Annotated in this window: 22 protein-coding genes; 10 read left to right on the forward strand and 12 right to left on the reverse strand. The window is 72.7% G+C overall.

Annotated features, from left to right (window positions below):
* Nucleotides 1-21 precede the first annotated feature (21 nt).
* Nucleotides 22-1,227, reverse strand: a complete 1,206-nt coding sequence (locus ACZ6S8_RS05135) for a PucR family transcriptional regulator (RefSeq protein ID WP_469452595.1) — start codon at nt 1,225-1,227, stop codon at nt 22-24.
* Nucleotides 1,228-1,411: 184 nt separating this feature from the next.
* On the opposite strand from ACZ6S8_RS05135, the gene ACZ6S8_RS05140 reads away from it, so the two are divergent.
* The 5 genes from ACZ6S8_RS05140 to ACZ6S8_RS05160 are packed head-to-tail and all read left to right on the forward strand — an operon-like array spanning nt 1,412 to nt 6,329.
* Nucleotides 1,412-2,200 (forward strand): ABC transporter ATP-binding protein, encoded by a 789-nt coding sequence (locus ACZ6S8_RS05140; protein ID WP_469452596.1) that lies wholly within the window; start codon nt 1,412-1,414, stop codon nt 2,198-2,200.
* Nucleotides 2,188-3,003: an ABC transporter ATP-binding protein gene (locus tag ACZ6S8_RS05145; protein ID WP_469452598.1), complete on the forward strand. Its 816-nt coding sequence runs from the start codon at nt 2,188-2,190 to the stop codon at nt 3,001-3,003. The genes ACZ6S8_RS05140 and ACZ6S8_RS05145 overlap by 13 nt, the downstream gene beginning before the upstream one ends.
* The gene (locus ACZ6S8_RS05150; protein WP_383932127.1) at nt 3,000-3,890 is read left to right on the forward strand and encodes a branched-chain amino acid ABC transporter permease; all 891 of its coding nucleotides are present in this window, start codon (nt 3,000-3,002) and stop codon (nt 3,888-3,890) included. Before ACZ6S8_RS05145 ends, ACZ6S8_RS05150 begins: the two co-directional genes overlap by 4 nt.
* Complete coding sequence (locus ACZ6S8_RS05155) at nt 3,883-5,043, forward strand: branched-chain amino acid ABC transporter permease (protein ID WP_469452600.1); 1,161 nt, start codon at nt 3,883-3,885, stop codon at nt 5,041-5,043. Before ACZ6S8_RS05150 ends, ACZ6S8_RS05155 begins: the two co-directional genes overlap by 8 nt.
* Complete coding sequence (locus ACZ6S8_RS05160) at nt 5,040-6,329, forward strand: ABC transporter substrate-binding protein (protein WP_469452601.1); 1,290 nt, start codon at nt 5,040-5,042, stop codon at nt 6,327-6,329. The genes ACZ6S8_RS05155 and ACZ6S8_RS05160 overlap by 4 nt, the downstream gene beginning before the upstream one ends.
* Before the next feature lie 319 nt (nt 6,330-6,648).
* Here the strand turns inward: ACZ6S8_RS05160 and pssA are convergent, their stop codons facing one another.
* The 9 genes from pssA to ACZ6S8_RS05205 all read right to left on the reverse strand — a co-directional run bounded on the left by pssA (nt 6,649) and on the right by ACZ6S8_RS05205 (nt 17,699).
* Complete coding sequence (gene pssA, locus ACZ6S8_RS05165) at nt 6,649-7,428, reverse strand: CDP-diacylglycerol--serine O-phosphatidyltransferase (RefSeq protein WP_469452790.1); 780 nt, start codon at nt 7,426-7,428, stop codon at nt 6,649-6,651.
* Between the two features lie 64 nt (nt 7,429-7,492).
* Nucleotides 7,493-8,149 carry a phosphatidylserine decarboxylase gene (locus ACZ6S8_RS05170; protein WP_030010161.1) on the reverse strand — a complete coding sequence of 219 codons (657 nt, stop codon included), beginning with the start codon at nt 8,147-8,149 and terminating at the stop codon, nt 7,493-7,495.
* 186 nt (nt 8,150-8,335) lie between these two features.
* A complete protein-coding gene (locus ACZ6S8_RS05175) occupies nt 8,336-9,541 on the reverse strand; it encodes an acyl-CoA dehydrogenase family protein (RefSeq protein ID WP_383932192.1) in 1,206 nt (401 codons plus the stop codon).
* Between the two features lie 2 nt (nt 9,542-9,543).
* Complete coding sequence (locus ACZ6S8_RS05180) at nt 9,544-10,056, reverse strand: MaoC family dehydratase (RefSeq protein ID WP_469452605.1); 513 nt, start codon at nt 10,054-10,056, stop codon at nt 9,544-9,546.
* A gap of 5 nt (nt 10,057-10,061) precedes the next feature.
* The gene (locus ACZ6S8_RS05185) at nt 10,062-11,054 is read right to left on the reverse strand and encodes an HpcH/HpaI aldolase/citrate lyase family protein (RefSeq protein WP_469452607.1); all 993 of its coding nucleotides are present in this window, start codon (nt 11,052-11,054) and stop codon (nt 10,062-10,064) included.
* Nucleotides 11,051-13,129, reverse strand: a complete 2,079-nt coding sequence (locus ACZ6S8_RS05190; protein ID WP_469452609.1) for a protein meaA — start codon at nt 13,127-13,129, stop codon at nt 11,051-11,053. The genes ACZ6S8_RS05185 and ACZ6S8_RS05190 overlap by 4 nt, the downstream gene beginning before the upstream one ends.
* Before the next feature lie 31 nt (nt 13,130-13,160).
* Entirely contained in the window at nt 13,161-14,498 is a 1,338-nt protein-coding gene (gene ccrA / locus ACZ6S8_RS05195; RefSeq protein ID WP_267720678.1) for a crotonyl-CoA carboxylase/reductase, read from the reverse strand.
* Between the two features lie 428 nt (nt 14,499-14,926).
* Complete coding sequence (locus tag ACZ6S8_RS05200; RefSeq protein WP_469452611.1) at nt 14,927-15,739, reverse strand: TetR family transcriptional regulator; 813 nt, start codon at nt 15,737-15,739, stop codon at nt 14,927-14,929.
* A 163-nt stretch (nt 15,740-15,902) separates the two neighbouring features.
* Nucleotides 15,903-17,699, reverse strand: a complete 1,797-nt coding sequence (locus ACZ6S8_RS05205) for a 3-hydroxyacyl-CoA dehydrogenase family protein (RefSeq protein ID WP_469452613.1) — start codon at nt 17,697-17,699, stop codon at nt 15,903-15,905.
* 403 nt (nt 17,700-18,102) lie between these two features.
* Between ACZ6S8_RS05205 and ACZ6S8_RS05210 the strand changes: the two genes are divergently transcribed.
* A complete protein-coding gene (locus ACZ6S8_RS05210; protein ID WP_469452615.1) occupies nt 18,103-18,654 on the forward strand; it encodes a HEAT repeat domain-containing protein in 552 nt (183 codons plus the stop codon).
* 54 nt (nt 18,655-18,708) lie between these two features.
* Here the strand turns inward: ACZ6S8_RS05210 and ACZ6S8_RS05215 are convergent, their stop codons facing one another.
* Entirely contained in the window at nt 18,709-20,286 is a 1,578-nt protein-coding gene (locus ACZ6S8_RS05215) for an alpha/beta hydrolase (RefSeq protein ID WP_469452617.1), read from the reverse strand.
* A gap of 112 nt (nt 20,287-20,398) precedes the next feature.
* Nucleotides 20,399-21,460 carry an Rv2578c family radical SAM protein gene (locus tag ACZ6S8_RS05220; protein ID WP_469452619.1) on the reverse strand — a complete coding sequence of 354 codons (1,062 nt, stop codon included), beginning with the start codon at nt 21,458-21,460 and terminating at the stop codon, nt 20,399-20,401.
* 195 nt (nt 21,461-21,655) lie between these two features.
* Between ACZ6S8_RS05220 and ACZ6S8_RS05225 the strand changes: the two genes are divergently transcribed.
* From ACZ6S8_RS05225 to ACZ6S8_RS05240, 4 genes are all read left to right on the forward strand, one after another.
* Nucleotides 21,656-22,099 carry an SRPBCC family protein gene (locus ACZ6S8_RS05225; protein ID WP_469452621.1) on the forward strand — a complete coding sequence of 148 codons (444 nt, stop codon included), beginning with the start codon at nt 21,656-21,658 and terminating at the stop codon, nt 22,097-22,099.
* A 188-nt stretch (nt 22,100-22,287) separates the two neighbouring features.
* Nucleotides 22,288-23,121: a M55 family metallopeptidase gene (locus tag ACZ6S8_RS05230; protein ID WP_469452623.1), complete on the forward strand. Its 834-nt coding sequence runs from the start codon at nt 22,288-22,290 to the stop codon at nt 23,119-23,121.
* Nucleotides 23,114-24,472, forward strand: coding sequence for a M20/M25/M40 family metallo-hydrolase (locus ACZ6S8_RS05235; protein WP_469452625.1), 1,359 nt, complete (start codon nt 23,114-23,116; stop codon nt 24,470-24,472). The genes ACZ6S8_RS05230 and ACZ6S8_RS05235 overlap by 8 nt, the downstream gene beginning before the upstream one ends.
* Nucleotides 24,473-24,485: 13 nt before the next feature.
* A complete protein-coding gene (locus tag ACZ6S8_RS05240; protein WP_469452627.1) occupies nt 24,486-26,501 on the forward strand; it encodes a dipeptidyl-peptidase 5 in 2,016 nt (671 codons plus the stop codon).
* The last annotated feature ends 16 nt before the right edge of the window (nt 26,502-26,517 follow it).

Raw genomic sequence — 26,517 nt, forward strand, 5'->3', positions numbered from 1 at the left:
CGCCGCGCCCGCCGGGACCGGTCACCCGCCCGCCGGGGCCGGGCCCGCCGCCAGGCGGTGCGCGTCCCGGGCCAGGGTCAGGGCGATCAGGTCGTGCGGGCGGGACAGGGAGCGGGAGGTGAGGTGCTCCAGCCGGCGCAGCCGGTTGAAGACCGTGTTGCGGTGGCAGTACAGCCGGGTCGCCGCCCGCCCCGCCGAGCCCTCGGCCGCGAGCCAGGCGTCCAGCGTCTCCAGCAGCACCGCCCGGTCCGCCGGGTCCAGCTCCAGGAGCGGACCCAGCACCGCCTGGACCAGTTCCCCCGCGAGCTCGGGCTGGCGCACCACCAGGGCGGCCGGCAGCCGGTCCGCGAGGCACACCAGGGTCCGGTCGTCCGGCGCGCACGTGCCCAGCGCCGTCTCCGCCAGCCGCCGCGCCCGGCCCAGTTCGGCCAGGCCGTCCACCACCGGGCTGATCCCGCCCGGGCCCGGGCACCGGTCGGCGAGCTCGCCGACCAGTTCGCCGAGCGAGGCGTCCCCGAGGGACACCACCGCCAGCTCCTGTTCCGCCCGCATCCGCCAGAACATCCGCATCCCGCCCGCCGACACCACCCGGTGCACCGAGTCCCGCCGGTCCACCGGGAGCACGACGACCGCGTACCGCCCCTGCTCCGGGAGGTCCAGGCCCGCCGCCGCCCGCGCCGCGAGGCCCGGCGCCGCGTTCCCCTCCAGCAGCGCGTCCAGCAGCGCCTGCACCCGCTCGTCGCAGCGCCGCCGCAGCTCCAGCTCGCCCGCCCGGTAGGCCTCCGCCGTGGCCGCCGCCTGCTGCTCGATCCCGGCCCACATCGCACCGGCCGTCCGCGCCAGCACCGGCAGGGCGTCGGGCTCGTCCTCCGTGACGATGTCCAGCAGGGCCTCCCAGGTCAGGCGGCCCGCCCGCCGGTACGCGTACAGCAACAGGTCGAGCGGCAGCCCCTGTTCGGCGCGCCTGCGCCCCAGCTCCTGCGCGTACGCCAGGTCCTTGCGCGGGTCGCAGCGGCGCGCGGCGAACGCCTCGATGCCGTACCGCATCGCCTCGGACACCTGCTGCCAGTGCTCGTCCCGCGGCACCGCCAGGTCGAACAGCGGCGAGTGCTTCGCCAGCTCGCCGATCAGCCGCTCCGTCAGCGCGGGAACGCGCTCCAGCAGCACCTCGGCCGCCGTCAGCAGCACCGACCATTCCGCTTCCGTGCGCGCCCTGCGTCCGCCCATGGCCGCCGAGGATGCCACCCCCCGACCGCCCCCGTAAGGGGCCGCGTCGGCAGGTCTGTGCCACTGCACAACGGCACCCCGCCCCCGGCTGGTCATCCGCAGCGATTGCGCTTCCGGCCGTGGACGCCCGCCCCGCCCGGTGCTGGTCTGTGCGCCAGCACAACGTCAAAGAAGTGGAGGACCTGTGGCTTCGCTCCAGGTGCGCGCACTGTCCGTCGGCTACGGGCCGGTACGGGCGCTGCGCGACGTGTCGCTCGACGTGCCCGAGGGCGCCGTGGTCGTCGTACTCGGCGGGAACGGCGCGGGAAAGACGACCCTGCTCCGGGCGGTGTCCCGGACGCTCGCCTTCCACCGGGGAGCGGCGACCGGCGGGAGCATCAGCTTCGACGGCAGGCCGCTGGACGGGATCTCCCCGGCCCGCGCGGTGGCCGCCGGGGTGGTGCAGGTCCCCGAGGGGCGGCAGGTGTTCGCGCGGATGACCGTCGCGGACAACCTGCGGGCCGGAGCCCTCGGCTCCCGGGCCGGCTCCCGCGCCGACACCGCCCGCTCGCTGGCCCGCGTCCACGAGCTGTTCCCGGTCCTCGCCGGCCGCTCCGGGCAGCGCGCGGGCCTGCTCTCCGGCGGGGAGCAGCAGATGCTCGCGCTCGGCCGGGCGCTGATGGCCAGGCCCCGGCTGCTGCTCCTCGACGAGCCCTCGCTGGGGCTCGCCCCGAAGATGGCGGCCACCATCGCCGAGACGATCACCGAGATCAACGCCTCGGGCACCTCGGTGCTCCTGGTGGAGCAGAACGCGGCCCTCGCGCTGCGGCTCGCCTCCCACGCCTACGTCCTGGAGGTCGGCGAGGTCACCCTGTCCGGCCCGGCGGCCGAGCTCGCCGCCTCCGACGAGGTCCGCCGCCGCTACCTCGGCATCACGGACGAGGCCGCCCCGCCGCCGCGGGCGACCCGCCCGCTGGCGAGGTGGTCCGCGTGAACGCGCCCGCGGCCCCGCCCGCGGCCGGGCCCCCGCCGCTCACCGTCAGCGACGTCACCGTCCGCTTCGCCGGCCTGACCGCCCTCGACGCGGTCTCGTTCACCGTCGAGCCGGGCAGCGTCCACGCCGTCATCGGCCCCAACGGCGCCGGCAAGTCCACCTGCTTCAACGTGCTCTCGGGGGTCTACCGGGCCGCCTCCGGCAGCGTCCGCTTCGGAGACGCCGAACTCACCGGGCTCGCCCCGCACGAGGTCGCCGCCCTCGGCGTCGCCCGCACGTTCCAGAACCTGGCCCTGCCCCCGCACACCACGGTCGCCGACAGCCTGCTCCTGGGCCGCCACCGGCTGATGCGGTCCGGCTTCCTCGCCGCCGGCCTGCGGCTTCCGTCCGCCGTCCGCGAGGACCGGCGCCACCGCGAACGGGTCCGCGAGATCGCCGCCTTCGTCGGCCTGGAGTCCGACCTGGCGGCCCCCGCGGGCTCCCTCCCGTACGGCAAACAGAAACTCGTGGAGCTGGCCCGGGCCCTGTGCATGGAGCCCCGGCTGCTGCTCCTGGACGAACCGGTCGCCGGGATGACCGCGGACGAGCGGCAGCGCACCGCCGCCGTCGTCGCGGGCGTCCGTGACGGCCTCGGCATATCGATCGTGCTGGTCGAACACGACATGGGGGTGGTGATGCGGCTCGCGGACGCGGTGACCGTACTCGACTTCGGAAAACGGATCGGCGGCGGGACACCCGCCCAGGTGCAGAGCGACCCCGCGGTCGTGCGCGCCTACCTGGGCGAGGAGGAACCGGCCGCGTGACCACCTTCCTGGAACTGCTGCTCGGCGGCCTGTCCATGGGCTCCGTGTACGCACTGATCGCCCTCGGCTTCGTCGTCATCTTCAAGGCCACCGAGGTCGTGAACTTCGCCCACGCCTCCCTCCTCCTCGCCGGCGGGTACGTCACCGCCGTCCTCCACGACGACATCGGCTTCTGGCCCGCCCTCGCCGTCGGCATCGCCTCGGCCGCCGCGGTCGGCGCCGCGGTGGAGTTCCTCGTGATGCGCCGCTACCGGGGCCAGGACCAGAGCGTCCTCGCCATCGTCACCATCGGCGTGGACATCCTGATCACCACCGACCTCACCCGCCGCATCGGTACGGACGTCCTCGCGCTGGGCGACCCGTGGGGCGACGCCGTCGTCCACCTCGGGCCGGTCACCCTCCCGCAGACCCGGATCGCCGCCTTCGTCTCCGCCACCCTGCTGATCGGCGCGTTCCTGCTGGTCTTCCGGTACACCGCCTGGGGGGTGGCCATGCGGGCCGCCGCCGAGAAGCCGGAGACCGCCGCCCTGATGGGCGTCCGGCTGGGCCGGGTCTCCCTGGCCGCGTGGGCGGTCGCCGGTTCCCTGGCGGCCGTGGCCGCGCTCTTCCTGACCGTCTTCCCCACCCCCGGCCTGGAACGGGCCACCTCCCTGGCCGCCCTCAAGGCCTTCCCCGCCGCCATCCTCGGCGGCCTCGACTCCACCACCGGGGCCCTCGCGGGAGGCCTGATCGTCGGTGTCACCGAGGCCATGGCCACCGGCTACCAGAGCGAGCTCGCCTTCCTCGGCCGCGGGATCGGCGACCTCGCCCCGTACCTGGTCATGGTCGCGGTCCTGCTCCTGCGCCCCGCGGGCCTCTTCGGAACGAAGGAGCCCGCCCGTGTCTGACGCGACCCCCGCCGGGACCCGCCCCGCCGCGGCCGCAGCGGTCGCCGCCGAACCGGCGGCGACCCCCGCGGCCACCGTCCGCCCGGCCCGCCGGGTCTCCCCGCGCCACGCGGCCTGGGCCGTCACGGCCGTGGTGCTGCTGGCCCTGCCGTTCTACCTGGAGCGCTTCTGGCTCCAGGCCGGCCTGTTCGCCATCGCCGCCGGGATCGGCGCCATCGGCCTCAACCTGCTCACCGGATCCACCGGGCAGCTGTCGATGGGACACGCCTTCTTCCTGGCCGTCGGCGCGTACGGCTACTGCGTCCTGGCCGGGGAGGACGGCCGCTCCGGCGGCCACCAGCTCGTCGGGCTGGGCCTGCCGAGCTGGCTCGCCGCCGTCCTCGCCGTCGCCCTCGCGGGCGCCGCCGGGGGCCTCTTCAGCCCCATCGCCGGCCGGCTGCGCGGCGCCTACCTCGGCATCGCCACCCTCGCGCTGATCTTCATCGGCCAGCACGTGCTGTTCAACGCCACCTCCCTCACCGGCGGCTTCAACGGCCGCCCCGTCGAGCCCCTGTCCCTCCTCGGGATCACCTTCGACGACACCGAGACCGTGATCGCGGCCGTTCCGTTCCAGTCCGCCGAGAAGCTCTGGTACGTGGCCCTGGCCGCCCTCCTCGCCTGCGCCCTGTTCGCCCGCGGCGTCCTGCGCGGGCGCCCCGGGCGGGCCCTGAACGCCATCCGCGACCACAACATCGCCGCCGGGGTGATGGGCGTGCCCGTGGCCCGCCACCGCGCCGCCGTGTTCGTCCTGTCCTCCATGTACGCCGGCCTCGCCGGGGTCCTGCTCGCCCTCGTCTTCCAGCGGACGGTGCCGGACTACTTCGGCATGGTCCTGTCCCTCGAATACCTCGCCATGATCGTGATCGGCGGGCTCGGCACGGTCGGCGGCGCCGTCGTCGGCGCGGTCTTCGTCTCCCTGCTGCCCCAGCTGCTCACCCGGTACAGCGACGCCCTCCCCCTGGTCTCCGCCCCCGGCAGCGGCGGAGTCTCCCCGGGCGAGGCGTCCCGCTACCTCTACGGCGCGGCCGTCGTCGCGGTGGTCCTCTTCCTCCCCGGCGGCCTGGCCCGCATCCGTCCCTCCCAGCCCGCACGCCCCCCGAAGGAGCCAGCGTGAACAGAGTCCGTACGGCCCGACCCCGCCAGCGCGCGCGACGCGGAGCGGCGGTCCTCGCGGCCGCCCTCGTCCTCACCGGCGCCGCCGGATGCAGCGGAAAGGCGGGCGGCGGCGCCGGCGACAAGCAGGGGGAGGACGGCCTCAAGACCGGCAAGGGCGTCTCCGCGACCGCGATCCGGCTCGGCGCCCTCACCGACATGACCGGCGTCTACGCCTCCCTCGGCAAGAGCGTCACCCAGGCCCAGCAACTGTGGGTCAAGCAGGCCAACGCCGCCGGCGGCATCTGCGGCCGTCAGCTGGAGCTGACCGTCCGCGACCACGGCTACGACCCGCAGAAGGCCCTCGCCGGCTACACGGAGCTGGAGCCCGACGTGCTCGGCTTCGCCCAGTTCATCGGGTCCCCGTTCGTCGCCGCCGTCGAGGACCGCGTCGACGGCCAGGACAAGGGCCTGGTCATCCCCCAGGCCTGGTCCGCGTCGCTGCTGGGCAGCCCGTACGTCCGCACGATCGGCGCCACGTACGACATCGAGACGGTCAACCTCGTCGGCTACCTCCTCGAACAGAAGCGGATCGCCTCCGGCGACAAGATCGGGCAGATCTACTTCGAGGGGGACTACGGCGAGAACGCCCTGGCGGGGGCCAAGCACGCGGCCGCGGAGGCCGGGCTGACCGTCGTGGAGCAGAAGATCAAGCCCACCGACAACGACATGTCCGCCCAGGTCGCGGCCCTCAAGCAGGCCGGGGTCAAGGCCGTCGTGGTCAGCGCGGGGCCCCGGCAGGCCGCCTCGCTCGTCGGGGTCGCCGCGGCCGGCGGCTGGAACGTCCCGGTGGTCGGCAACAACTCCGCGTTCTCGCCCCAGCTGCTCGCCACCCCGGCGGGCGCGGCCCTGCAGAAGGACTACTACGTCGCCGCCTCCACGCTCCCGATCGGCTCCACCGAGGCGGGCCCGGCGGCCCTCGCCGCGGCCTACACGGCGGAGTACCCGGGCGCGGCCCTGGACAACGGCGTGGTGGCCGGGTACTCGGCGGCCGGGGTCTACGGGGAGGCGCTGAAGAAGGCCTGCACCGACAAGGACCTCACCCGCGAGGGGGTCGGCAAGGCGCTGCTGACCCTGAAGTCGTACGACGGCGGCTTCGGGATCACGCACGACTTCTCCGACCCGAAGGCCCCCTCGACCCGGCAGAGCGTGATCATGAAGCCGGACGAGAAGACGCCGGGCGGGCTGAAGGTGGTCAAGGAGGCCGGGGTCGCCCCCGCGGCGGAGAAGTTCACCCCCGCGGGCTGACCCCCGGACCCGCCGCTCGCGACGAGGCGCGGCCGGCCGTCCTCGAGGGGCCGGCCGGCCGCGCCCGCGTGCCGTTCCCCGGCGCCCGCGGCCGCGGAACCCCCACGCACCCCCTCCCGGCCCCCGGAGGGCCCGTGCGGGCCCTCCCCGGCCCCGGGCGCCCTCCGCGGCCGGGAGCGGGGACTCGGGCGCCTGCGGCGGCGTACGGCCCCGCGGGCGCCGGTGCTCCGCACGCCGCCGCGGGTGCCCGTACGACGAGAGGGCCCCGGATGCCGACTGGCATCCGGGGCCCTCTCACACGTCGAACACGGCGCTGCGGCTACGGCTGGGTGGCCCGCGCCTCGCGGCGGTTGTGCCGGAAGGTGTTGGCCCTCCGGGTCGTCGCGAACAGCGGGATGGTCGCCGCCAGCGCGATCTGCAGGGCGCAGCCGGTCTGCAGCAGCAGCTGGCCGCCCGGGGCGTCGAACGCCCAGGCCGCCAGCAGGCCCATCGCCCCGACGATCCAGCTCAGCATCGCCACCGCGAGGACGCCCCGCGGCTTGGGGTACTCGACCCGGCTCACCATCAGCCAGGCCACCCCGATGATCGCCAGCAGCGTCGGGATGAACGGCAGCTCCAGCAGCACGATCGAGACGACCGTGAGCGCGCCGAAGGGGCTCGGCATGCCCTGGAACATGCCGTCCTTCAGCGTCACGCAGCTGAATCTCGCGAGCCGGAGCACCACGGCCAGCAGCACCACGATCGCGGCCAGCGCCGACATCTTCTGGTGCGCGTCGTCGGCGACCATGCCGTAGACGAGCACGAAGTACGCGGGAGCCAGGCCGAAGCTGATCAGGTCGGACAGGTTGTCCAGCTCGGCGCCCATCGGCGAGCTGCGCAGCTTGCGGGCCACGATGCCGTCGAAGAGGTCGAAGACCGCGGCGAGCAGCATCAGTATCACTGCCGTCGCGGCGCTGTGACGGGCCATGCCCGACTCGTTGCTGCCGGTCAGGTGCGGGATGAGGATTCCGGTGGTGGTGAAGTACACCGCCATGAACCCGCACGTCGCGTTGCCGAGGGTGAGGGTGTCCGCTATCGACAACCGCAGCGAGAGCGGCATGTCGTCTTCGGCGGACTCCTCGTCGGCAGGCTCCGGCACCCAGCCGGCGGAGGGAGTCTCCGGGTCAGTCACGGTCAATTCGGGTCACCCCCGCGGTGGTGGCCTGACCGACCTCGACCGCGACCTCGACACCCTCGGGGAGGTAGATGTCGACTCGGGACCCGAAGCGGATCAGACCGATGCGTTCGCCCTGCTCGACCTTGGTGCCGGCCGGGAGGTAGGGCACGATGCGACGGGCGACGGCGCCGGCGATCTGCACCATCTCGATGTCGCCGAGCTCGGTGTCGAAGTGCCAGACGACCCGCTCGTTGTTCTCGCTCTCCTTGTTGAACGCCGGAACGAATCCGCCGGGGATGTGCTCCACGGAGGTCACCGTGCCCGCGAGGGGCGCCCGGTTGACGTGGACGTTCAGCGGGCTCATGAAGATCGCGACGCGGGTGCGCCCGTCCTTCCACGGCATGATGCTCTGCACCACACCGTCGGCGGGCGAGATGACGCGGCCCTGGGCGATCTCGCGCTCGGGGTCGCGGAAGAACCACAGCATGCCCGCCGCGAGCGCGGTGGCGGGCACGGCCGCCGCGGCCCAGCGCCCGGACTTGCGAGCCCGGGTGAGGCTGAGCGCCGCGGTGGCGACGGTCGGCAGAAGCCACGGCGATGCTCCGCGCGCGAGGCGTACGCCAAGGAGGCTGTCGCGAGGTGCAGAGGTTTGGCTGTGGGGCATGGATGACCTTCGTAGCGGGTGATTGCCGCGCCGCAAACAGGGGGACGGGACGGCGGCTTTACTGGAATGCTATCGGTTGCACGCAACAACTGGGCAAGCCAGAAGCCGAGTCGATGACCGTCGGCCAGTGACTGGCAGTGACCCTTTCGCGACGAACCCATGGATGATTCGCCGCAAAAGGTACTTTCAGCCCTGGAGTCGGTACTCCTCGAGCAGGCGTCGCCCGATGATCATTTTCTGGATTTCGGCGGTACCTTCACCGATCAGCAGCATCGGGGCCTCCCGGTAGAGGCGCTCGATCTCGTACTCCTTCGAGAAGCCGTAGCCACCGTGGATACGGAACGCGTCCTCCACTACCTCCTTGCAGTACTCGGAGGCGAGGTACTTGGCCATCCCCGCTTCGAGGTCGTTTCGTTCCCCGGAGTCCTTTTTGCGTGCTGCATTCACCATCATCGCATGGGCGGCTTCGACCTTGGTGGCCATCTCGGCCAGCTTGAACTGGATGGCCTGGTGCTCGGCGATCGCCTTGCCGAAAGTGTGACGTTGCTGGGCATACGAGACACCCAGCTCGAAGGCACGCTGAGCGACGCCGCAGCCACGCGCCGCCACGTTCACGCGGCCGACCTCGACCCCGTCCATCATTTGGTAAAACCCTCGGCCGGTCTGGCCTCCGAGGACCCGATTGGCCGGAATGCGCAGTCCGTCCATGATGAGCTCGGTCGTGTCGACGCCCTTGTAGCCCATCTTGTCGATCTTGCCCGGGATCGTCAGGCCCGGACGGACCTCACCGAAGCCCGGCTCCTTCTCGACGAGGAAGGTCGTCATCGACTTGTGCGGGGGCGTGCCCTCGGCGTGTCCTTCGTCACTCCGGACGAGAACGGCCACCAGGGTGGACGTGCCGCCGTTCGTCAGCCACATCTTCTGGCCGTTCAGGACGTACTCGTCGCCGTCCTTCACCGCCTTCGACGTGATGGCCGACACGTCGGAGCCGAGCGCCGGCTCGGACATCGAGAACGCGCCGCGCACCTCGCCGAGCGCCATCCGCGGCAGGAAGTGGTCCTTCTGCTCCTGCGTGCCGTGCTGCTTGAGCATGTACGCCACGATGAAGTGGGTGTTGATGATGCCCGAGACGGACATCCAGCCCCGCGCTATCTCCTCGACGCACAGGGCGTACGTGAGGAGCGACTCACCCAGGCCGCCGTACTCCTCCGGGATCATCAGGCCGAACAGGCCGAGCTCCTTGAGCCCGTCGACGATGTCCTGCGGGTACTCGTCGCGGTGCTCCAGCTGGGTGGCGACCGGGATGATCTCCTTGTCGACGAACTCCCGGACGGTCTTGAGGATCTCCCGCTGGACGTCCGTGAGCCCGGCGGTCTGGGCGAGTCGGGCCATGGCTACTTCACCTGTTCCTTCAGCGTGGGGCGGCCGGGCTGCTCGCCGCCGCGCTCCTTGATGTACGTCTCGGTCGGGACCATCACCTTGCGCCGGAAGACGCAGACGAGGGTGCCGTCCTGCTTGTAGCCCTTGGTCTCCACGTACACGATGCCCCGGTCGTCCTTCGACTTCGACGGGGTCTTGTCGAGGACCGTGGTCTCGCCGTAGAGCGTGTCGCCGTGGAAGGTCGGCGCCACGTGGCGCAGCGACTCGATCTCCAGGTTGGCGATGGCCTTGCCGGAGACGTCCGGGACGGACATGCCGAGCAGCAGCGAGTAGATGTAGTTGCCCACGACCACGTTCTTGCCGAAGTCGGTGGTGTTCTCGGCGTAGTTGCTGTCCATGTGGAGCGGGTGGTGGTTCATGGTCAGCAGACAGAAGAGGTGGTCGTCGTATTCGGTGACGGTCTTTCCGGGCCAGTGCTTGTAGACGGCCCCGACCTCGAACTCTTCGTACGTGCGTCCGAACTGCATCGGGATCAGGCCTCCGCCGTCTTCTCGGTCGAGGGGATCTCGAACTTGGTGGTGCGCTCCATGCCCGCGGCGCGGCCCTTGCCCGCGACGACCAGGGCCATCTTGCGGCTGGCCTCGTCGATCATCTCGTCGCCGAGCATCGCCGAGCCCTTCTTGCCGCCGGCCTCGGAGGTGCACCAGTCGTACGCGTCGAGGATCAGCTCGGCGTGGTCGTAGTCCTCCTGCGAGGGGGAGAAGACCTCGTTCGCCGCGTCGACCTGGCCCGGGTGCAGCACCCATTTGCCGTCGAATCCCAGCGCCGCCGCCCGGCCGGCCACCTCGCGGTAGGCGTCCACGTCGCGGATCTGGAGGAAGGGGCCGTCGATCGCCTGGAGGTTGTGCGTGCGCGCCGCCATCAGGATGCGCATCAGGATGTAGTGGTAGGCGTCCGCGCCGTATCCGGGCGGCTGCATGCCCACGACCAGCGTCTTCATGTTGATCGAGGCCATGAAGTCGGCCGGGCCGAAGATGATCGTCTCCAGCCGGGGGGAGGCGCCGGCGATCTCGTCGACGTTCACCAGGCCCTTGGCGTTCTCGATCTGCGCCTCGATGCCGATCTTGCCGACCTCGAAGCCCATCGTCTTCTCGATCTGGGTCAGGAGGAGGTCCAGGGCCACGATCTGCTGGGCGTCCTGGACCTTCGGCAGCATGATGCAGTCGAGGTTCTGGCCCGCGCCCTCGACGACCGTGATGACGTCGCGGTACGTCCAGTGCGTGGTCCAGTCGTTGACGCGCACGACCCGGGTCTTGCCCGTCCAGTCGCCGTTGTTGAGCGCGTCCACGATCGTGTGGCGGGCGCCCTCCTTGGCGAGCGGCGCGCAGGCGTCCTCCAGGTCCAGGAAGACCTGGTCGGCCGGCAGGCCCTGGGCCTTCTCCAGGAAGCGCGGGTTCGACCCCGGGACCGCGAGGCAGGAACGGCGCGGGCGGAGACGGTTCACCGGGTGGGCTGGCGTGGTCATGCGGGGACCTCCGTGCTTGCAACGATGTCGGTGCTGATGAGGGGCTCGAGCTTGTTGGCCTTGCGGATCTCGTCGACGATACGGCCGATGATCTCCGTGATGCCGAAGTCCTTCGGCGTGAAGACGGCGGCGACCCCGGCCGCCTTCAGCGTCACGGCGTCGGCGTTCGGAATGATGCCTCCGACGATGACGGGGATGTCACCCGCCCCCGCCGCGCGGAGCCGTTCGAGGACATCCGGGACGAGCGCGCAGTGCGAGCCGGACAGGATGGACAGTCCCACGCAGTGCACGTCCTCCGCCAGCGCCGCCGAGGAGATCTCCTCGGGCGTCAGCCGGATGCCCTGGTAGACCACCTCGAAGCCCGCGTCGCGGGCCCGGACGGCGATCTGCTCGGCGCCGTTGGAGTGGCCGTCCAGGCCCGGCTTGCCGACCAGCAGGCGCAGCCGGCCCGCGCCGAGGTCGTCGGCCGTACGGGAGACCTTCTCGCGGACGAGGGCCATCGGCGTGCCCGCCTCGGCGGTGACCGCCACCGGGGCCGAGGAGACCCCGGTCGGCGCGCGGAACTCCCCGAACACCTCGCGCAGGGCGATCGACCACTCGCCGGTGGTGACGCCGGCGCGGGCGCACTCCAGGGTGGCCTCCATCAGGTTCTCGGTGCCGGCCGCGGCCTCCTTCAGCCGGTCCAGGGCCTGGCGGACCGTCGGGAAGACGAACGGGTCGCCCCCGCCCTGCCGGTCCGAGGACTCCTGGCGCTCGGCCCGCCAGAGCCCGATGCGCTCGACGATCTGGGCCTCCACGGCCCCGTCGACCGTCATGATGGCGCCGTCCAGGTCGGAGGTGAGCGGGTTCTCCTCCGTCTGCTGGAAGCAGTTGACGCCGACGATCTTGTCCTCGCCGGCCTCGATCCGGGCCCGCCGCTCGGCGTGCGAGGAGACCAGCTGGGACTTCAGGTAGCCGGACTCGACGGCCGCCATGGCGCCGCCCATCTCCTGGATCCGGTCGATCTCGGCCAGGCACTCGGCGACCAGGGACTCGACCTTGGCCTCGACGACGTGCGATCCGGCGAAGATGTCCTCGTACTCCAGCAGGTCGCTCTCGTGCGCCAGGACCTGCTGGATGCGCAGCGACCACTGCTGGTCCCAGGGCCGGGGCAGGCCCAGCGCCTCGTTCCAGGCGGGGAGCTGAACGGCGCGGGCGCGGGCGTCCTTGGAGAGGGTGACGGCCAGCATCTCCAGCACGATGCGCTGGACGTTGTTCTCCGGCTGGGCCTCGGTCAGGCCGAGGGAGTTGACCTGGACCCCGTACCGGAAGCGGCGCTGCTTGTCGTTCTCGATGCCGTAGCGCTCGCGGGTGACCTTGTCCCAGATGCGGCCGAAGGCGCGCATCTTGCACATCTCCTCGATGAAGCGGACGCCCGCGTTCACGAAGAACGAGATCCGGGCGACCACCTCGCCGAACCGCTCCTCGGGCACCTGCCCCGAGTCGCGGACCGAGTCCAGCACGGCGATGGCCGTGGACATCGCGTACGAGATCTCCTGGACCGGGGTGGCCCCGGCCTCCTGCAGGTGGTAGCTGCAGATGTTGATCGGGTTCCACTTCGGGATGTGGTTGACCGTGTACGCGATCATGTCCGTCGTCAGGCGGAGGGACGGTCCCGGCGGGAAGACGTGCGTCCCGCGCGAGAGGTACTCCTTGACGATGTCGTTCTGGGTGGTGCCCTGGAGCTGGGAGATGTCCGCTCCCTGCTCCTCGGCGGCCACCTGGTAGAGCGCCAGCAGCCACATGGCGGTGGCGTTGATCGTCATCGAGGTGTTCATCTGCTCCAGGGGGATGTCCTGGAACAGCCGCCGCATGTCGCCCAGATGGGAGACCGGGACCCCGACCCGGCCCACCTCGCCGCGGGCGAGGATGTGGTCCGGGTCGTAGCCGGTCTGCGTCGGCAGGTCGAACGCGACCGACAGGCCGGTCTGGCCCTTGGCGAGGTTGCGGCGGTACAGCTCGTTGGACGCCTCGGCCGTGGAGTGGCCGGCGTACGTCCGCATGAGCCACGGACGGTCCTTCTGGCGCTCTGTCATCTCAGGCTGTCCCTTTGGCCTTTGAGGCGTCTCAGACGTTGCGGAAGCGGTTGATGGCGTCGAGGTGGGTCGCGCGCATCTCGTGGTCGCGCACCCCCAGGCCCTCCTCGGGGGCCAGCGCGAGGACGCCGACCTTGCCCTGGTGGAGGTTGCGGTGGACGTCGTAGGCCGCCTGGCCGGTCTCCTCCAGCGAGTAGACCTTCGAGAGGGTGGGGTGGATCTTGCCCTTCGAGATCAGGCGGTTGGCCTCCCACGCCTCGCGGTAGTTCGCGAAGTGCGAGCCGATGATCCGCTTGAGGGACATCCACAGGTAGCGGTTGTCGTACTCGTGCATGTAGCCCGAGGTCGAGGCGCAGGTGGTGATGGTGCCGCCCTTGCGGGTGACGTACACGGAGGCGCCGAAGGTCTCCCGGCCCGGGTGCTCGAAGACGATGTCGATGTCCTCGCCGCCGGTCAGCTCGCGGATGCGCTTGCCGAAGCGCTTCCACTCCTTCGGGTCCTGGGTGTGCTCGTCCTTCCAGAACTTGTAGCCCTCGGCGCTGCGGTCGATGATCGCGGTCGCGCCCATCGCCCGGCAGATGTCCGCCTTCTGGGCGCTGGAGACGACGCAGATCGGGTTGGCGCCGCCGGCCAGCGCGAACTGGGTGGCGTACGAGCCGAGGCCGCCGCTCGCCCCCCAGATCAGGACGTTGTCGCCCTGCTTCATGCCGGCGCCGTTGCGCGAGACCAGCTGGCGGTACGCGGTGGAGTTGACCAGGCCGGGGGAGGCGGCCTCCTCCCAGCTGAGGTGGTCCGGCTTGGGCATCAGCTGGTTCGACTTGACCAGGGCGATCTCCGCCAGGCCGCCGAAGTTGGTCTCGAAGCCCCAGATGCGCTGTTCGGGGTCGAGCATCGTGTCGTTGTGGCCGTCGGAGGACTCCAGCTCCACCGAGAGGCAGTGCGCGACGACCTCGTCGCCCGGCTTCCAGGCGTTCACGCCGGGACCGGTGCGCAGGACGACGCCCGCGAGGTCGGAGCCGATGACGTGGTACGGCAGGTCGTGGCGCTTGGTGAGCTCCGAGAGGCGCCCGTAGCGCTCCAGGAAGCTGAAGGTGGACACCGGCTCGAAGATCGAGGTCCAGACGGAGTTGTAGTTGACCGAGGAGGCCATGACGGCCACCAGGGCCTCGCCCGGACCCAGTTCGGGAACCGGGACCTGGTCGAGGTGCAGGGACTTGCGGGGGTCCTTCTCGCGGGTGGTGAGCCCGGAGAACATCTCCGCTTCGTCCTTGTGCACGGTGATCGCGCGGTACGAGTCGGGGAGCGGCAGGGCCGCGAAGTCCGCGGCCGTGGCGGTCTGCGACTGGATCGCGTCCAGGATGTCCTTCACGGTAGAGCCTCCGGCATGAGCGCTGATGAGGGTGCGCTGGGGGATACGCGTTGCGAGCGTGGGTGCGGGTGGATGGTGCTGCGAGGTGCTGTGTGCCGTCGGTTCCGGCTGGTGCGGTGGTGCCGGGCGTGCCCGTGGTGAGGCGTGCCGTGCCTGGTGACGCAGGCATCCGGGGCGCGTTCCGTGCCGAGTGGGCGTGGGTCGCGGGGACATCCGGACGAGATTCAACGTATGGCACCCGGTGTCACTCAGCAAGGCACCGCGTGCCAAAACTTTCTCTCATTTGCCGATTGACCTGCGCAGATGAGCGATGATCGATCAGAGTTACCCGCGAGTAGGGGCAAGCCGGACATACGCAGAGGGCCGCCCCCGGAACGGGAGCGGCCCTCTGTGACGCGTGTCGCCCTGTGTGTCGCCTCGCGCGTCGGCTACGTGCCGCGCAGCGCCTCTTCGATCGTCCGCATGACCTCGTCCAGCGGGGCGTCCGTACGGGCCACCGCCACCAGCACCTCGCCCTGCGTGCGGACCGCCGCCGGGGCGGCCGGCGCCGTCGTCAGGGTCCGGCCCGCGCCGATCCCCGAGCCGAAGGTCTTGCGCACGATCGAGAAGGCGTGGTCCAGCTGCGCCTCCACGTCGCCCTGGCCGCCCGCCCGCAGCCAGCGCCGCAGCACGTGGTTGTGGGCGGTGACCACCGCCGAGGCGGCCACCTCGGCGAGCAGCGGGTCGTCATTGCCGTCGTGCTGCTCGTGCTCGTCGAAGTGGGCCAGCAGGTACCGGGTGAACAACCGCTCGTACCGGGCCACCGAGGCGATCTCCCGCTCCCGCAGCGCCGGCACCTCGCGGGTCAGCCGGTAACGCTCCACCGACACCGCGGGCGAGGCGGCGTACATCTTCATGACTTCCTTGATCCCACGGCACACCGTGTCGAGCGGGTGCTCGTGCGCCGGGGCCACGTCGAGCACCGCCTCGGCGCGGGTCAGGGTGTCGTCGTGGTCCGGGAAGATCGCCTCTTCCTTGGACCGGAAGTGCCGGAAGAAGGTCCGGCGCGCCACCCCGGCGGTCGCCGCGATCTCGTCGACCGTCGTCGCCTCGTACCCCTTGGTCGCGAACAGCTCCATGGCCGCCGCCGCGAGCTCGCGGCGCATCCTGAGCCGCTGGGCGGCCGCCTTGGTGCCGGCCGGGCTCTCCGGGGCGTCGGAGGCCGAGGAGGCGCGGGGCGAGGTCTTGGCGGGCTGGGACATAGAGCGAAAGTACTTCATCCGCGCAGGGGAGCGCGCCTGCGGGGGGCGGGACGGGGGTGGATGCGGGGGAGAGCCCGCACTGGGCTCGGGAGGGTGTGTCCGCCGTGAGGGTCCGGCGGACCCGAGCAGCCCTCCCCACGCATCCGGCTCGTGGCCCGTCGGCTTACCGGCGGGCGTACTCACGGAATCCGCGGCCGGTCTTCCGGCCCAGGCAGCCCGCCGCCACCAGGTGCTCCAGCAGCGGGGACGGGGCCAGACCCGGGTCGCGGAACTCCTTGTGGAGGACCTTCTCGATGGCCAGCGAGACGTCCAGGCCGACCACGTCGAGCAGCTCGAAGGGCCCCATCGGGTAGCCGCCGCCCAGCTTCATCGCCGCGTCGATCTGGTCGAGGCTCGCGTAGTGCTGCTCGACCATCTTGATCGCGTTGTTGAGGTACGGGAACAGCAGCGCGTTCACGATGAAGCCGGCCCGGTCCCCGCAGTCCACCGGGTGCTTGCGCACCTTCAGGCAGATCTCGCGGACCGTGGCGTGCACGTCGTCGGCGGTCAGCACCGTGCGGACCACCTCGACCAGCTTCATCGCCGGCGCCGGGTTGAAGAAGTGCATGCCGATCACGTCCTGCGGCCGCGAGGTCACGCGGGCCACCGCGATCACCGGCAGCGAGGAGGTCGTCGTGGCCAGCACCGCGCCCGGCCTGCACACCTTGTCCAGGGCCGCGAACAGCTCCTGCTTCACGGCCAGGTCCTCCGCGACCGCCTCCACGGCCAGGTCGACGTCGGCGAAGGCGTCCAGCGAGCCGGCCGGGGTGATCCGGCCCAGGGTCTGCGCGGCGGCCTCCTCGGTCAGGCGGCCCTTGGACACCGCACGGCCCAGGGACTTCCCGATCGCGGCCTTCGCGGCCTCGGCCTTCTCCTGGCTGCGGGCCGCCAGCACCACGGTGAACCCGGACTGCGCGAAGACCTGCGCGATCCCGCTCGCCATCGTGCCCGAGCCGGCCACGCCGACCGAGGTCACGGGACGGCCACCGGCCGCTCCGGCGCCGTCCGCCGGGGTCTGCGGGTCGCGGACGACCACCGAGCTGCCCGGCGCCTCGTACGTGTAGAAGCCGCGGCCCGCCTTCTGGCCGGTCAGGCCGGCCTCGGCGAGGTGCCCGAGGATGGGCGCCGGGGCGTGCAGCCGGTCGCCGGAGGAGGTGTACATGGCCTCCAGGACGGTCCGGGCGGTGTCCACCCCGATCAGGTCGAGCAGCGCGAGCGGGCCCATGGGCAGGCCGCAGCCGAGCCGCATCGCCGCGTCGATGTCCTCGCGGGAGGCGTACTTCGACTCGTACATGGCGGCGGCCTGGTTGAGGTAGCCGAACAGCAGGCCGTCGGCGACGAAACCGGGCCGGTCGCCGACGGAGACCGGCTCCTTGCCGAGCTCGCGGGCCAGGGCCGTGACCGCCTCGACGGCCGGCGGCGCGGTAAGGACCGAGGAGACCACCTCGACGAGCTTCATCGCCGGCGCCGGGTTGAAGAAGTGCAGGCCCAGGACGCGCTCGGGCCGCTGCGACTCGGCGGCGAGCCGGGTCACCGACAGCGCGTTGGTGCCGGTCGCCAGGATCGTGTCCGGCCGGACGACCGCGTCGAGCTCGCGGAACACCTGCTGCTTGGCCTCGTACGACTCGGGCACGACCTCGATGACGAGGTCGGCCTCGGCGGCGGCGCCCAGGTCGCCGAAGGTGCGGAAGCGGGCGAGGACGTCCGCCCGCTCCTGCTCGGTGAGGAGTTCGCGGGTGACGGACCGGGCGGTGGCCGCCTCCAGCGAGGCCGCGGCCCGGCGGGCGGCCGCCTCGCTGATGTCGATGCCGATGACCTCGTGACCGGCCCGGGCGAGGACCTCGGCGATGCCGGAGCCCATCGTGCCGAGGCCGACGACGGCGATGGTCTGGAGGGAGGAGTGACTGGACTGACGGTCCATCGAGGGACTCCAGTGGAAGAGGGTGACGACTGAGGGGACGCGCGTGGCGCACGGTGCACGCGCAGGCCGTACGGAAGGAAGGCCGCGCGGAGAGGTCCCGCGGGGCGCACCCGGGGCCGATGGGCCCGGAGGCGAAGACGCCCGGAGGGAAGAAGCGGCGGAACCCTGTCCCGGGGTCCGCGCCGTGAGGTCGTGCAGAGTCGTTCAGAACCGACTGGCACGGGGCGGCTGCGTCACCAGGCCGCCCTCGTACGTGTTGTAAGGACAGTAACCCGTCGGTAACTGGTCCGCCAGAGCGCGGAGATGTGACCTGTACCGCCCAAATGTACCGATCATCGATCATCGATCAACCGCATGTCCGGAACCCCGCGTGCGCGCCCCGTCGGACCCCTAGGGTGGCCGGGTGAACGACGTGCTGGAGCGCCTGCGGGCGGAGGCCGGGCCATCACCGGAGTACGAGGTGCTGCGCACGGCGCAGCCGGAGGCCCTGGCGGCCTCCCTGACCTCGGCCGGGCTGCCCCTGTGGGCCCGCGAACTGGCCGCGTACCGGCTGGGGCTGGCGGGTGACCGGCGCGCCTTCGAGTCCCTCGTCCTGCTGCTCAACCACCGGGACCCGCCCCGCTGCGCGGCCGCCGCCACCGCCCTGGCCGTGCTCGCCGACCCGCGCACCGCCCGCGCGGCGGCCGCCCTCGCCACGAACTCCCTGCGCACCGCCTACGCCCTGCACCCGGTCCGGCTGCTCACCGCGCTGCGCGCGCCCGAGTCCGTACCGGCCCTGATGACCACGCTCTCCCGGCTGCTGTCCCCGCACGACCCGTACTGGCGGGTGGCCCTGGCCTGCGTCGAGGGCCTCGGCAGCCTCGGCGACCCGCGCGCCCGCGACCTGCTGGTCCGGGCCCAGTCCCACCCCCGCCTCGCCGTGGCCGCGACCACGGCGCTGCGGGAGCTCGGCTGACACCGCGGCGCGGCCGCCTGATCAGCCGCGGTCCGGTCGCGGTCCGGCCGCGGTTCAGCCGCGGAAGCCCAGCAGGCCGTGCAGGGCCGCGCCGCCCGCCGAGGGCGGGACCGCGCGGGTCGCCGTCGCCGGCTTCGGGGCCGGCCGGGCGGGGCAGGTCGCGTCCGCGGCCGTCCCCGTCCTCAGGTACGCCGCCACCTTCTCGTCCAGGCACTTGTTGCCGCTGAGCGCGATCCCGTGGTTGCCGCCGCCCTCCTCGACCACCAGCGCCGAGCCCTTCAGCCGGTCGCGCATGCTGAGAGCGCCCCCGAACGGGGTCGCCGCGTCCTCCGTCGCCTGCAGGATCAGGGCCGGCGGCAGGCCGGCGTTGGTGACGTCCGGGGCCCGCAGCGACTCCGTCGGCCAGAACGCGCACGGGGCGTTGTACCAGGCGTTGTTCCACGTCATGAACGGCGCCTCGGCGTGGGTGCGCCACATGTCCGCGCGCCAGCGGTTCCAGTTCTTCGGCCAGGCCGAGTCCCGGCACTGCACCGCCGTGTAGACGCTGTAGCCGTTGCCCGCCGAGGGCTCCACGGCGCCGAACCGCTCGTACGCCGCCACCAGCGGCTTCGGGTCCCCGTCCCGGGCGTACGCGGCGAAGGCCTCGGCGAGGTTCGGCCAGTAGCCGTCGTAGTAGGCACCCGGCATGTACGTGTCCTCCAGCTCGGCCGGACCCACCGTGCCGCCCGCCGGTGTCGCGCGCAGCGACTCCCGCATCGCGTACCAGCGTTCCTCGACCTCCTCCGGGTCGGTGCCCAGCCGGTACGTGGCGTCGTACTTCGCCACCCAGGCCAGGAACGCCTTGTGGCGGGCGTCGAAGGCCCGGTCCTGGGCGAGGTTGTCCTCGTACCAGACGCCCGCCGGGTCCACCACGGAGTCCAGAACGAGACGGTGGACGCGGCCCGGGTGGAGCTTGGCGTACACCGCGCCCAGGTACGTCCCGTAGGAGTACCCGAAGTAGCTGATCCGCTCCGCGCCCAGCGCGACGCGCACCGCCTCGATGTCGCGGGCGGCCGAGACGGTCCCCACGTGCGGCAGCACGTCCGCGTGCCGGGTCCCGCAGGACTCGGCGAAGGAGCGGACCCGCTCCAGGTTGGCCCGCTCGGTGGCCGCGTCGCGCGGCACGGAGTCCGGCCGTACGGGCTTGAAGTGCCCGGCCGCGCAGTCGAGGACGGGCTCGCTCTTGCCGACGCCCCGGGGGTCGAAGCCGATCACGTCGTACTGGGCGGCGACGTCGTCGGGGAGGGCGGAGGCGACGAACCCGGCCAGGGCGCGGCCGCTGCCGCCGGGGCCGCCGGGGTTGACCAGCAGCGGCCCCTGCGAGGAGGCGGCCGTGTGCGGGACCCGGGTCAGGGCGAGGGAGATCTGCCGGCCGCCGGGCCGGTCGTGGTCGAGGGGGACCTTGAGGGAGGCGCACTGCAGCGTGGGGTAGCGGGGGGTCGCGCAGCCGGTCCAGCTCAGGGCGGCCGCGGCCCCGGCCGCGACGGGGGACCCGGCCGGCGCCGGCGCGGCGGTGACGGGACTCGCGAGGGCGGCGGCCACGGTGGAGATCGACAGCAGGACAGCGGCGCGCTTCTTCAAGGGGTGCAGCATGGGGCCTCCCAGCCGAGGGTTCTGGGCGGAATCGTCCCGGAAACCGCGGCCCGAAAGCGGGATTGGGCGGTTCATTGGCCCGATGTGATGACCCCTCGGCGGGCCTGCCGGGTCACAGCAGCGCGAGCTGCGTCGGCTCCCCGGGCCGCGGCGCGCCCGGACCGCCGTCGGGGCGGTCCGGGAGGACCGTGCGGCGGGCCGCCCCCGGGCCGCTCGGGCCGATGCCGAATTCGGCCGCCAGTTCGTGGACTTGGCGGGTGATCTGCCGCTGGTACCAGGTGGGGGCGTACGAGCCGCCGGCGTACATCCGCGCGTACCGCTCGACCAGGTGCGGGTGGTGCGCGGTCAGCCAGGCCGTGAACCACTCGCGCGCGCCCGGCCGCAGATGGAGTACCAGGGGTGTCACGGAGGTCGCGCCGGACGCGGCGACGGCCCGGACGGAGGCCCGCAGCTGCTCCGGGGCGTCCCCGAGGAACGGGATCACGGGGGCCATCAGCACCCCGCACTCGATCCCGGCGTCGGTGAGGGTCCGTACGGCGTTCAGCCGGGCGGCGGGGGAGGGGGTGCCGGGCTCGACGGTCCGCCACAGGGCGGTGTCGGTGAAGCCGACGGAGACGGACACCCCGACCTCGGTGACCTCGGCGGCCTGCCGCAGGAGCGGGAGGTCGCGCAGGATCAGCGTCCCCTTGGTGAGGACGGAGAACGGGTTGGCCCGGTCGCGCAGCGCCTCGATGATCCCCGGCATGAGCCGGTAGCGGCCCTCGGCGCGCTGGTAGCAGTCGACGTTCGTGCCCATGGCGATGTGCGCTCCGGTCCAGCGGCGGGACCCGAGTTCGCGGCGCAGCAGTTCGGGGGCGTTGACCTTCACCACGATCTGGGAGTCGAAGCCGAGGCCGGTGTCGAGGTCGAGGTAGGAGTGGGTCTTGCGGGCGAAGCAGTACACGCATGCGTGACTGCAGCCCCGGTACGGGTTCACGGTCCACTCGAACGGCATCCGCGAGGCGCCCGGAACCCGGTTCACGATCGAGCGGGCCCGTACCTCGTGGAAGGTGATCCCGTGGAACTCGGGGGTGTCGAAGGTTCGGGTGACGACGGCGTCGGTGCCGAAGAGGGCGGCCGGACCGGCGGCCCGCCGCCCGTCCCCGGACTCCCCGGTCAGATGGTCCCAGCGCATGGGCGCCTCCCTCGGTAGATCTGAACCGAGAATAGAACAAACGTTCCCATGATCGTGCGGACGGGATTCCCGGGGTGCCCGGATCGGGGTCGGGGCGGGGTCGGGCGGCGTCGGGGCGGGCCCGGATTTGGGTGCCCGGGCCGGAGGTGGTTGGCTTCGGCGTGACGAGCGATCACAACTGCTGGAGGAAACGCCATGGCGCAGGTCGAGGCCACCACGGAGCGGATCATCACGGCCGACGCGGAGACCGTGTTCGACGCGCTGGCGGACTACGCCGGCACCCGGGGCAAGCTGCTGCCCGAGCACTTCAGCGAGTACGAGGTGCGCGAGGGCGGCGACGGCGAGGGCACCCTCGTGCACTGGAAGCTCCAGGCCACCAGCAAGCGCGTGCGCGACTGCCTGCTGGAGGTGACCGAGCCCACCGACGGGCAGCTGGTCGAGACCGACCGCAACTCCTCCATGGTCACCACCTGGGTGGTCACCCCGGCCGGTGAGGGCAAGTCCAGGGTCGTCGTCTCCACCGTGTGGAACGGCGCGGGCGGCATCGGCGGCTTCTTCGAGCGCACCTTCGCCCCCAAGGGCCTCGGCCGCATCTACGACACCCTGCTGGCCAACCTGGCCGCCCACGTCGAGGGCTGAGCGCCCGCGGCGTCCGCGCGCCGCGTCGGCGGCTCACCGGTTCGGGTGGACTTCCCCGGTCGGCGGCGGCCCCGCCCGCCACCCCCGGAAGCCTGGCGTGGCCCCCGGGGCGCCCGCAGGCCCGGCGGCTAGGGTGGGGCCCTGCGCGCGTGCCGTCGCACGCGTGCGACCGACCGCCCGGGGGCCCGATGAAGATCCTCATCTCCGCCGACATGGAAGGCGCCACCGGCGTCACCTGGCCCGCCGACGTGCTGCCCGGCACGCCCCAGTGGGAGCGCTGCCGGTCGCTGTTCACCTCGGACGTGAACGCCGCCGTCCTCGGCTTCTACGACGGCGGCGCGGATCAGGTCGTCGTCAACGAGGCGCACTGGACGATGCGCAACCTCCTGCTGGAGAAGCTCGACGCCCGTGCCGAGATGCTCACCGGCCGCCACAAGACCCTCTCCATGGTCGAGGGCGTGCAGCACGGCGACGTCGACGGCATCGCCTTCGTCGGCTACCACACCGGCGCCGGCGCCGAAGGCGTCCTGGCCCACACCTACCTCGCCAACTCCATCACCGGAGTCTGGGTCAACGGGGTCCGCGCCAGCGAGGGCCTGCTGAACGCGCACGTCGTCGCCGAGTACGGCGTACCGGTGGTCCTGGTCACCGGGGACGACCTGACCTGCGTCGACGCCGCCGGTTACGCCCCCGGTGCGGTGACCGTCGCGGTCAAGGACCACGTCTCGCGCTACGCCGCCGTCTGCCGGACCCCCGCCCGCACCGCCGCCGACATCCGCGCCGCCGCCCAGGAGGCCGCGGCCCTCGCGGTGTGCCACGAGCCCGTGCGCGGCGGCCCCTTCGCCGTGGAGCTGGAGTTCGACGCCGAGCACCTGGCCATGGCTGCCACGGTGGTGCCGGGCGTCGAGCGGTGCGGGGAGCGCAGGGTCGCGTACGCCAGCGAGACGATGTACGAGGGGATCCGCGCCTTCAAGGCGGTCACGACGGTCGTCTCGGCGGCCGTGGAGGAGCAGTATGGCTGACATGCCCGCAGTCACCGCCGAGGCCCCGGCCGCCGCCGTGGACCGGGTCGCGCTCGACGAGGCCGTCGAGTTCACCTCCGGCCTCATCAGGATCGACACCACCAACCGGGGCGGCGGCGACTGCCGCGAGCGCCCCGCCGCCGAGTACGTGGCCGAGCGGCTCGCCGCGGCCGGGCTGGAGCCGCTCCTGCTGGAGCGGACCCCGGGCCGCACCAACGTGGTGGCCCGGATCGAGGGCACCGACCCCTCGGCCGAGGCCCTCCTGGTCCACGGCCACCTCGACGTGGTGCCGGCCGAGGCCGCCGACTGGAGCGTGGACCCCTTCTCCGGCGAGGTCCGCGACGGCGTGGTCTGGGGCCGCGGCGCCGTCGACATGAAGAACATGGACGCGATGGTCCTGGCCGTCGTGCGGGCCTGGGCCCGCGCCGGGGTGAGGCCGCGCCGGGACGTGGTCCTCGCCTACACCGCCGACGAAGAGGACAGCGCCGTGGACGGCGCGGGCTTCCTCGCGGACCACCACCCGCATCTCTTCGAGGGGTGTACCGAGGGCATCAGCGAGTCCGGCGCCTTCACCGTGCACGCCGGACCCGGACGGGCCCTCTACCCGATCGCCGCCGGTGAACGCGGCACCGCCTGGCTGAAGTTGACCGCCCACGGCACCGCCGGGCACGGCTCCAAGCCCAATCGCTCCAACGCCGTCAGCCGGCTCGCCGCCGCCGTCGCGCGGATCGGCGAGTACGCCTGGCCGGTCCGGCTCACCGACACCGTCACCGCCTGCATCACCGAACTCGCCGCCCTCCAGGGCCTGTCGGTCGACCCCCGGGCCCCAGGCTTCGACCTCGCCGCGGTACTCGCCGAACTCGGTCCCGCCGCCGCCCTGGTCGAGGCCACCCTGCGCAACAGCGCCAACCCGACGATGCTGAGCGCCGGTTACAAGCTCAACGTGATCCCCGGGCAGGCCACCGGCTACGTCGACGGGCGGATGCTGCCCGGCGGCGAGGCCGAGTTCATCGCCACCCTGGACGCGCTCACCGGACCGGACGTGCGCTGGGAGTTCCACCACCGGGAGGTCGCCCTGGAAGCCCCGGTGGACGGGCGGACGTACGGGATCCTGCGCGAGTCCGTCGAGCGGTTCGACCCGGACGGGCACGTGGTCCCCTTCTGCATGGCGGGCGGCACGGACGCCAAGCAGTTCTCCCGGCTCGGCGTCACCGGCTACGGCTTCTCCCCGCTGAAGCTGCCGCCCGGATTCGACTACTGGTCCCTCTTCCACGGCGTGGACGAGCGGGTGCCCGTCGAGGCCCTGCACTTCGGCGTCCGCGTCCTCGACCACGCGCTGCGGACCCTGTGAGGGAGACCCTGTGATGGCGGCGGAGACCCGGCCCTACGGAAGCTGGCCCTCACCGATCGACGCGGCCCTCGCCGCCTCGCTCGACGGGCGCCCCGAATACGTCGGCACGGTCGGCTCCGAGGTGTGGTGGACCGAGCCCCGGCCCGAGGAAGGCGGCCGCCGGACCCTGGTGCGCCGGCGTCCCGCCGGCGCCGGACCCGAGGTCACGGCGCTGCCCGCGCCGTGGAACGTGCGGAGCCGGTTCACCGAGTACGGCGGCCGGCCCTGGGCCGGCGCCGAACGGCCCGCGGGCGGGCCCCTGGTGGTGTTCGTGCACTTCGACGACCAGCGGCTGTACGCGTTCGAACCCGACGCCCCCGATGTGCCCGGCGCCCCTGACGCCCCCGGTGGACCGGGCCCCCGGCCCCTCACCCCGCCGTCCTCCGCCGGCGGCGGGCTGCGCTGGGTCGACCCGGTCCTGCGCGGCGGGGAGGTGTGGTGCGTGCTGGAGGAGTTCACCGGGCCCGCGCCCACCGACGTGCGCCGGGTGCTGGCGGCGGTCCCGCTCGACGGGTCGGCCGCCGAGGACCGCTCCCGGGTGCGCGAACTCACCGACGCGCGGCACCGGTTCGCCACCGGGCCCCGGCTCTCCCCGGACGGGCTGCGGGCCGCCTGGCTCGTGTGGGACCACCCCCGGATGCCCTGGGACGGCACCGAGCTGCGGCTCGCCGACATCACCGCCGACGGCGAGCTGACCGGGGCCCGCACCGTGCTCGGCGGCCCGGAGGAATCCGTCGCCCAGGTGGAGTGGACGCCCGGCGGGAGCCTCCTCGCGGTCAGTGACCGCGGCGGCTGGTGGAACCCGTACCGGGTGGACCCGGAGGGCGGCGACGCCATCAACCTGTGCCCGAGGGAAGAGGAGTTCGGGGGGCCGCTGTGGAAACCGGGGCTGCGCTGGATCGCCGCGCTCCCCGACGGGCTCGTCGCCGTGCTGCACGGTCAGGGCTCCTCGGTGCTCGGCGTCCTGGACCCCGACAGCGGTGACCTGGTGGACGCCGCCGGACCGTGGACGGCCTGGCAGCCGACGCTCGCCGTGAGCGGCACCCGGGTCTACGGGGTCGCCGCCAGCCCGCGCAGCGCGTACGAGGTGGTCGAGCTGGACACCGCCACCGGGCACGCCCGCGTGGTGGGCGCGGAGGGCGTCGACCCGGTGGACCCCGCCTACTATCCGGAGCCGCAGAGCCGCACCTTCCCCGGTCCCGACAACCGGGAGATCCACGCCCACGTCTACCCGCCCCACCACCCCGCCCTGCGGGCCGCCGCCGACGAACTGCCCCCGTACGTGGTGTGGGCGCACGGCGGCCCCACCGACCACGTGCCGCCCGTACTCGACCTGCACATCGCCTACTTCACCTCCCGCGGCATCGGCGTGGTCGAGGTGAACTACGGCGGGTCCACGGGCTACGGCCGGGCCTACCGGGAGCGGCTGCGCGAGCAGTGGGGCGTGGTCGACGTGGAGGACTGCGCGGCCGTGGCCCGGGCGCTGGCCGCCGAGGGCACCGCCGACCCGGACCGCCTCGCCATCCGCGGCGGCAGCGCCGGCGGCTGGACGGCGGCGGCCTCGCTGGCCGCCACCCCGCTGTACGCCTGCGCCGCGATCATCTACCCCGTACTGGACCTGCTCGGCTTCGCGGAGGAGACCCACGACCTGGAGTCCCGCTACCTCGACGGCCTGGCGGGGCCGCCGCAGACCCTCGCCGTCCGCTCCCGCGAGCGCTCGCCGGTGGCCCGCGCCGACCGGATCACCGCCCCCTTCGTCCTGCTCCAGGGGCTGGACGACGCGGTCTGCCCGCCGGCCCAGGCCGAGCGGTTCCTGGCCGCGCTGCGGGGCCGGCCGGTGCCGCACGCCTACGTGACCTTCGCGGGTGAGGGCCACGGCTTCCGGCGGGCGGACACCATGGTCCGCGCGCTGGAGGCGGAACTGTCCCTGTACGCCCAGGTCTTCGGGATCGAGCGCGCCGACGTGCCGCTGCTGCGGCTGGAGCCGTGAGGCCGGGCTCCGCCGC

Source organism: Streptomyces sp. NPDC048461, from assembly GCF_055587105.1.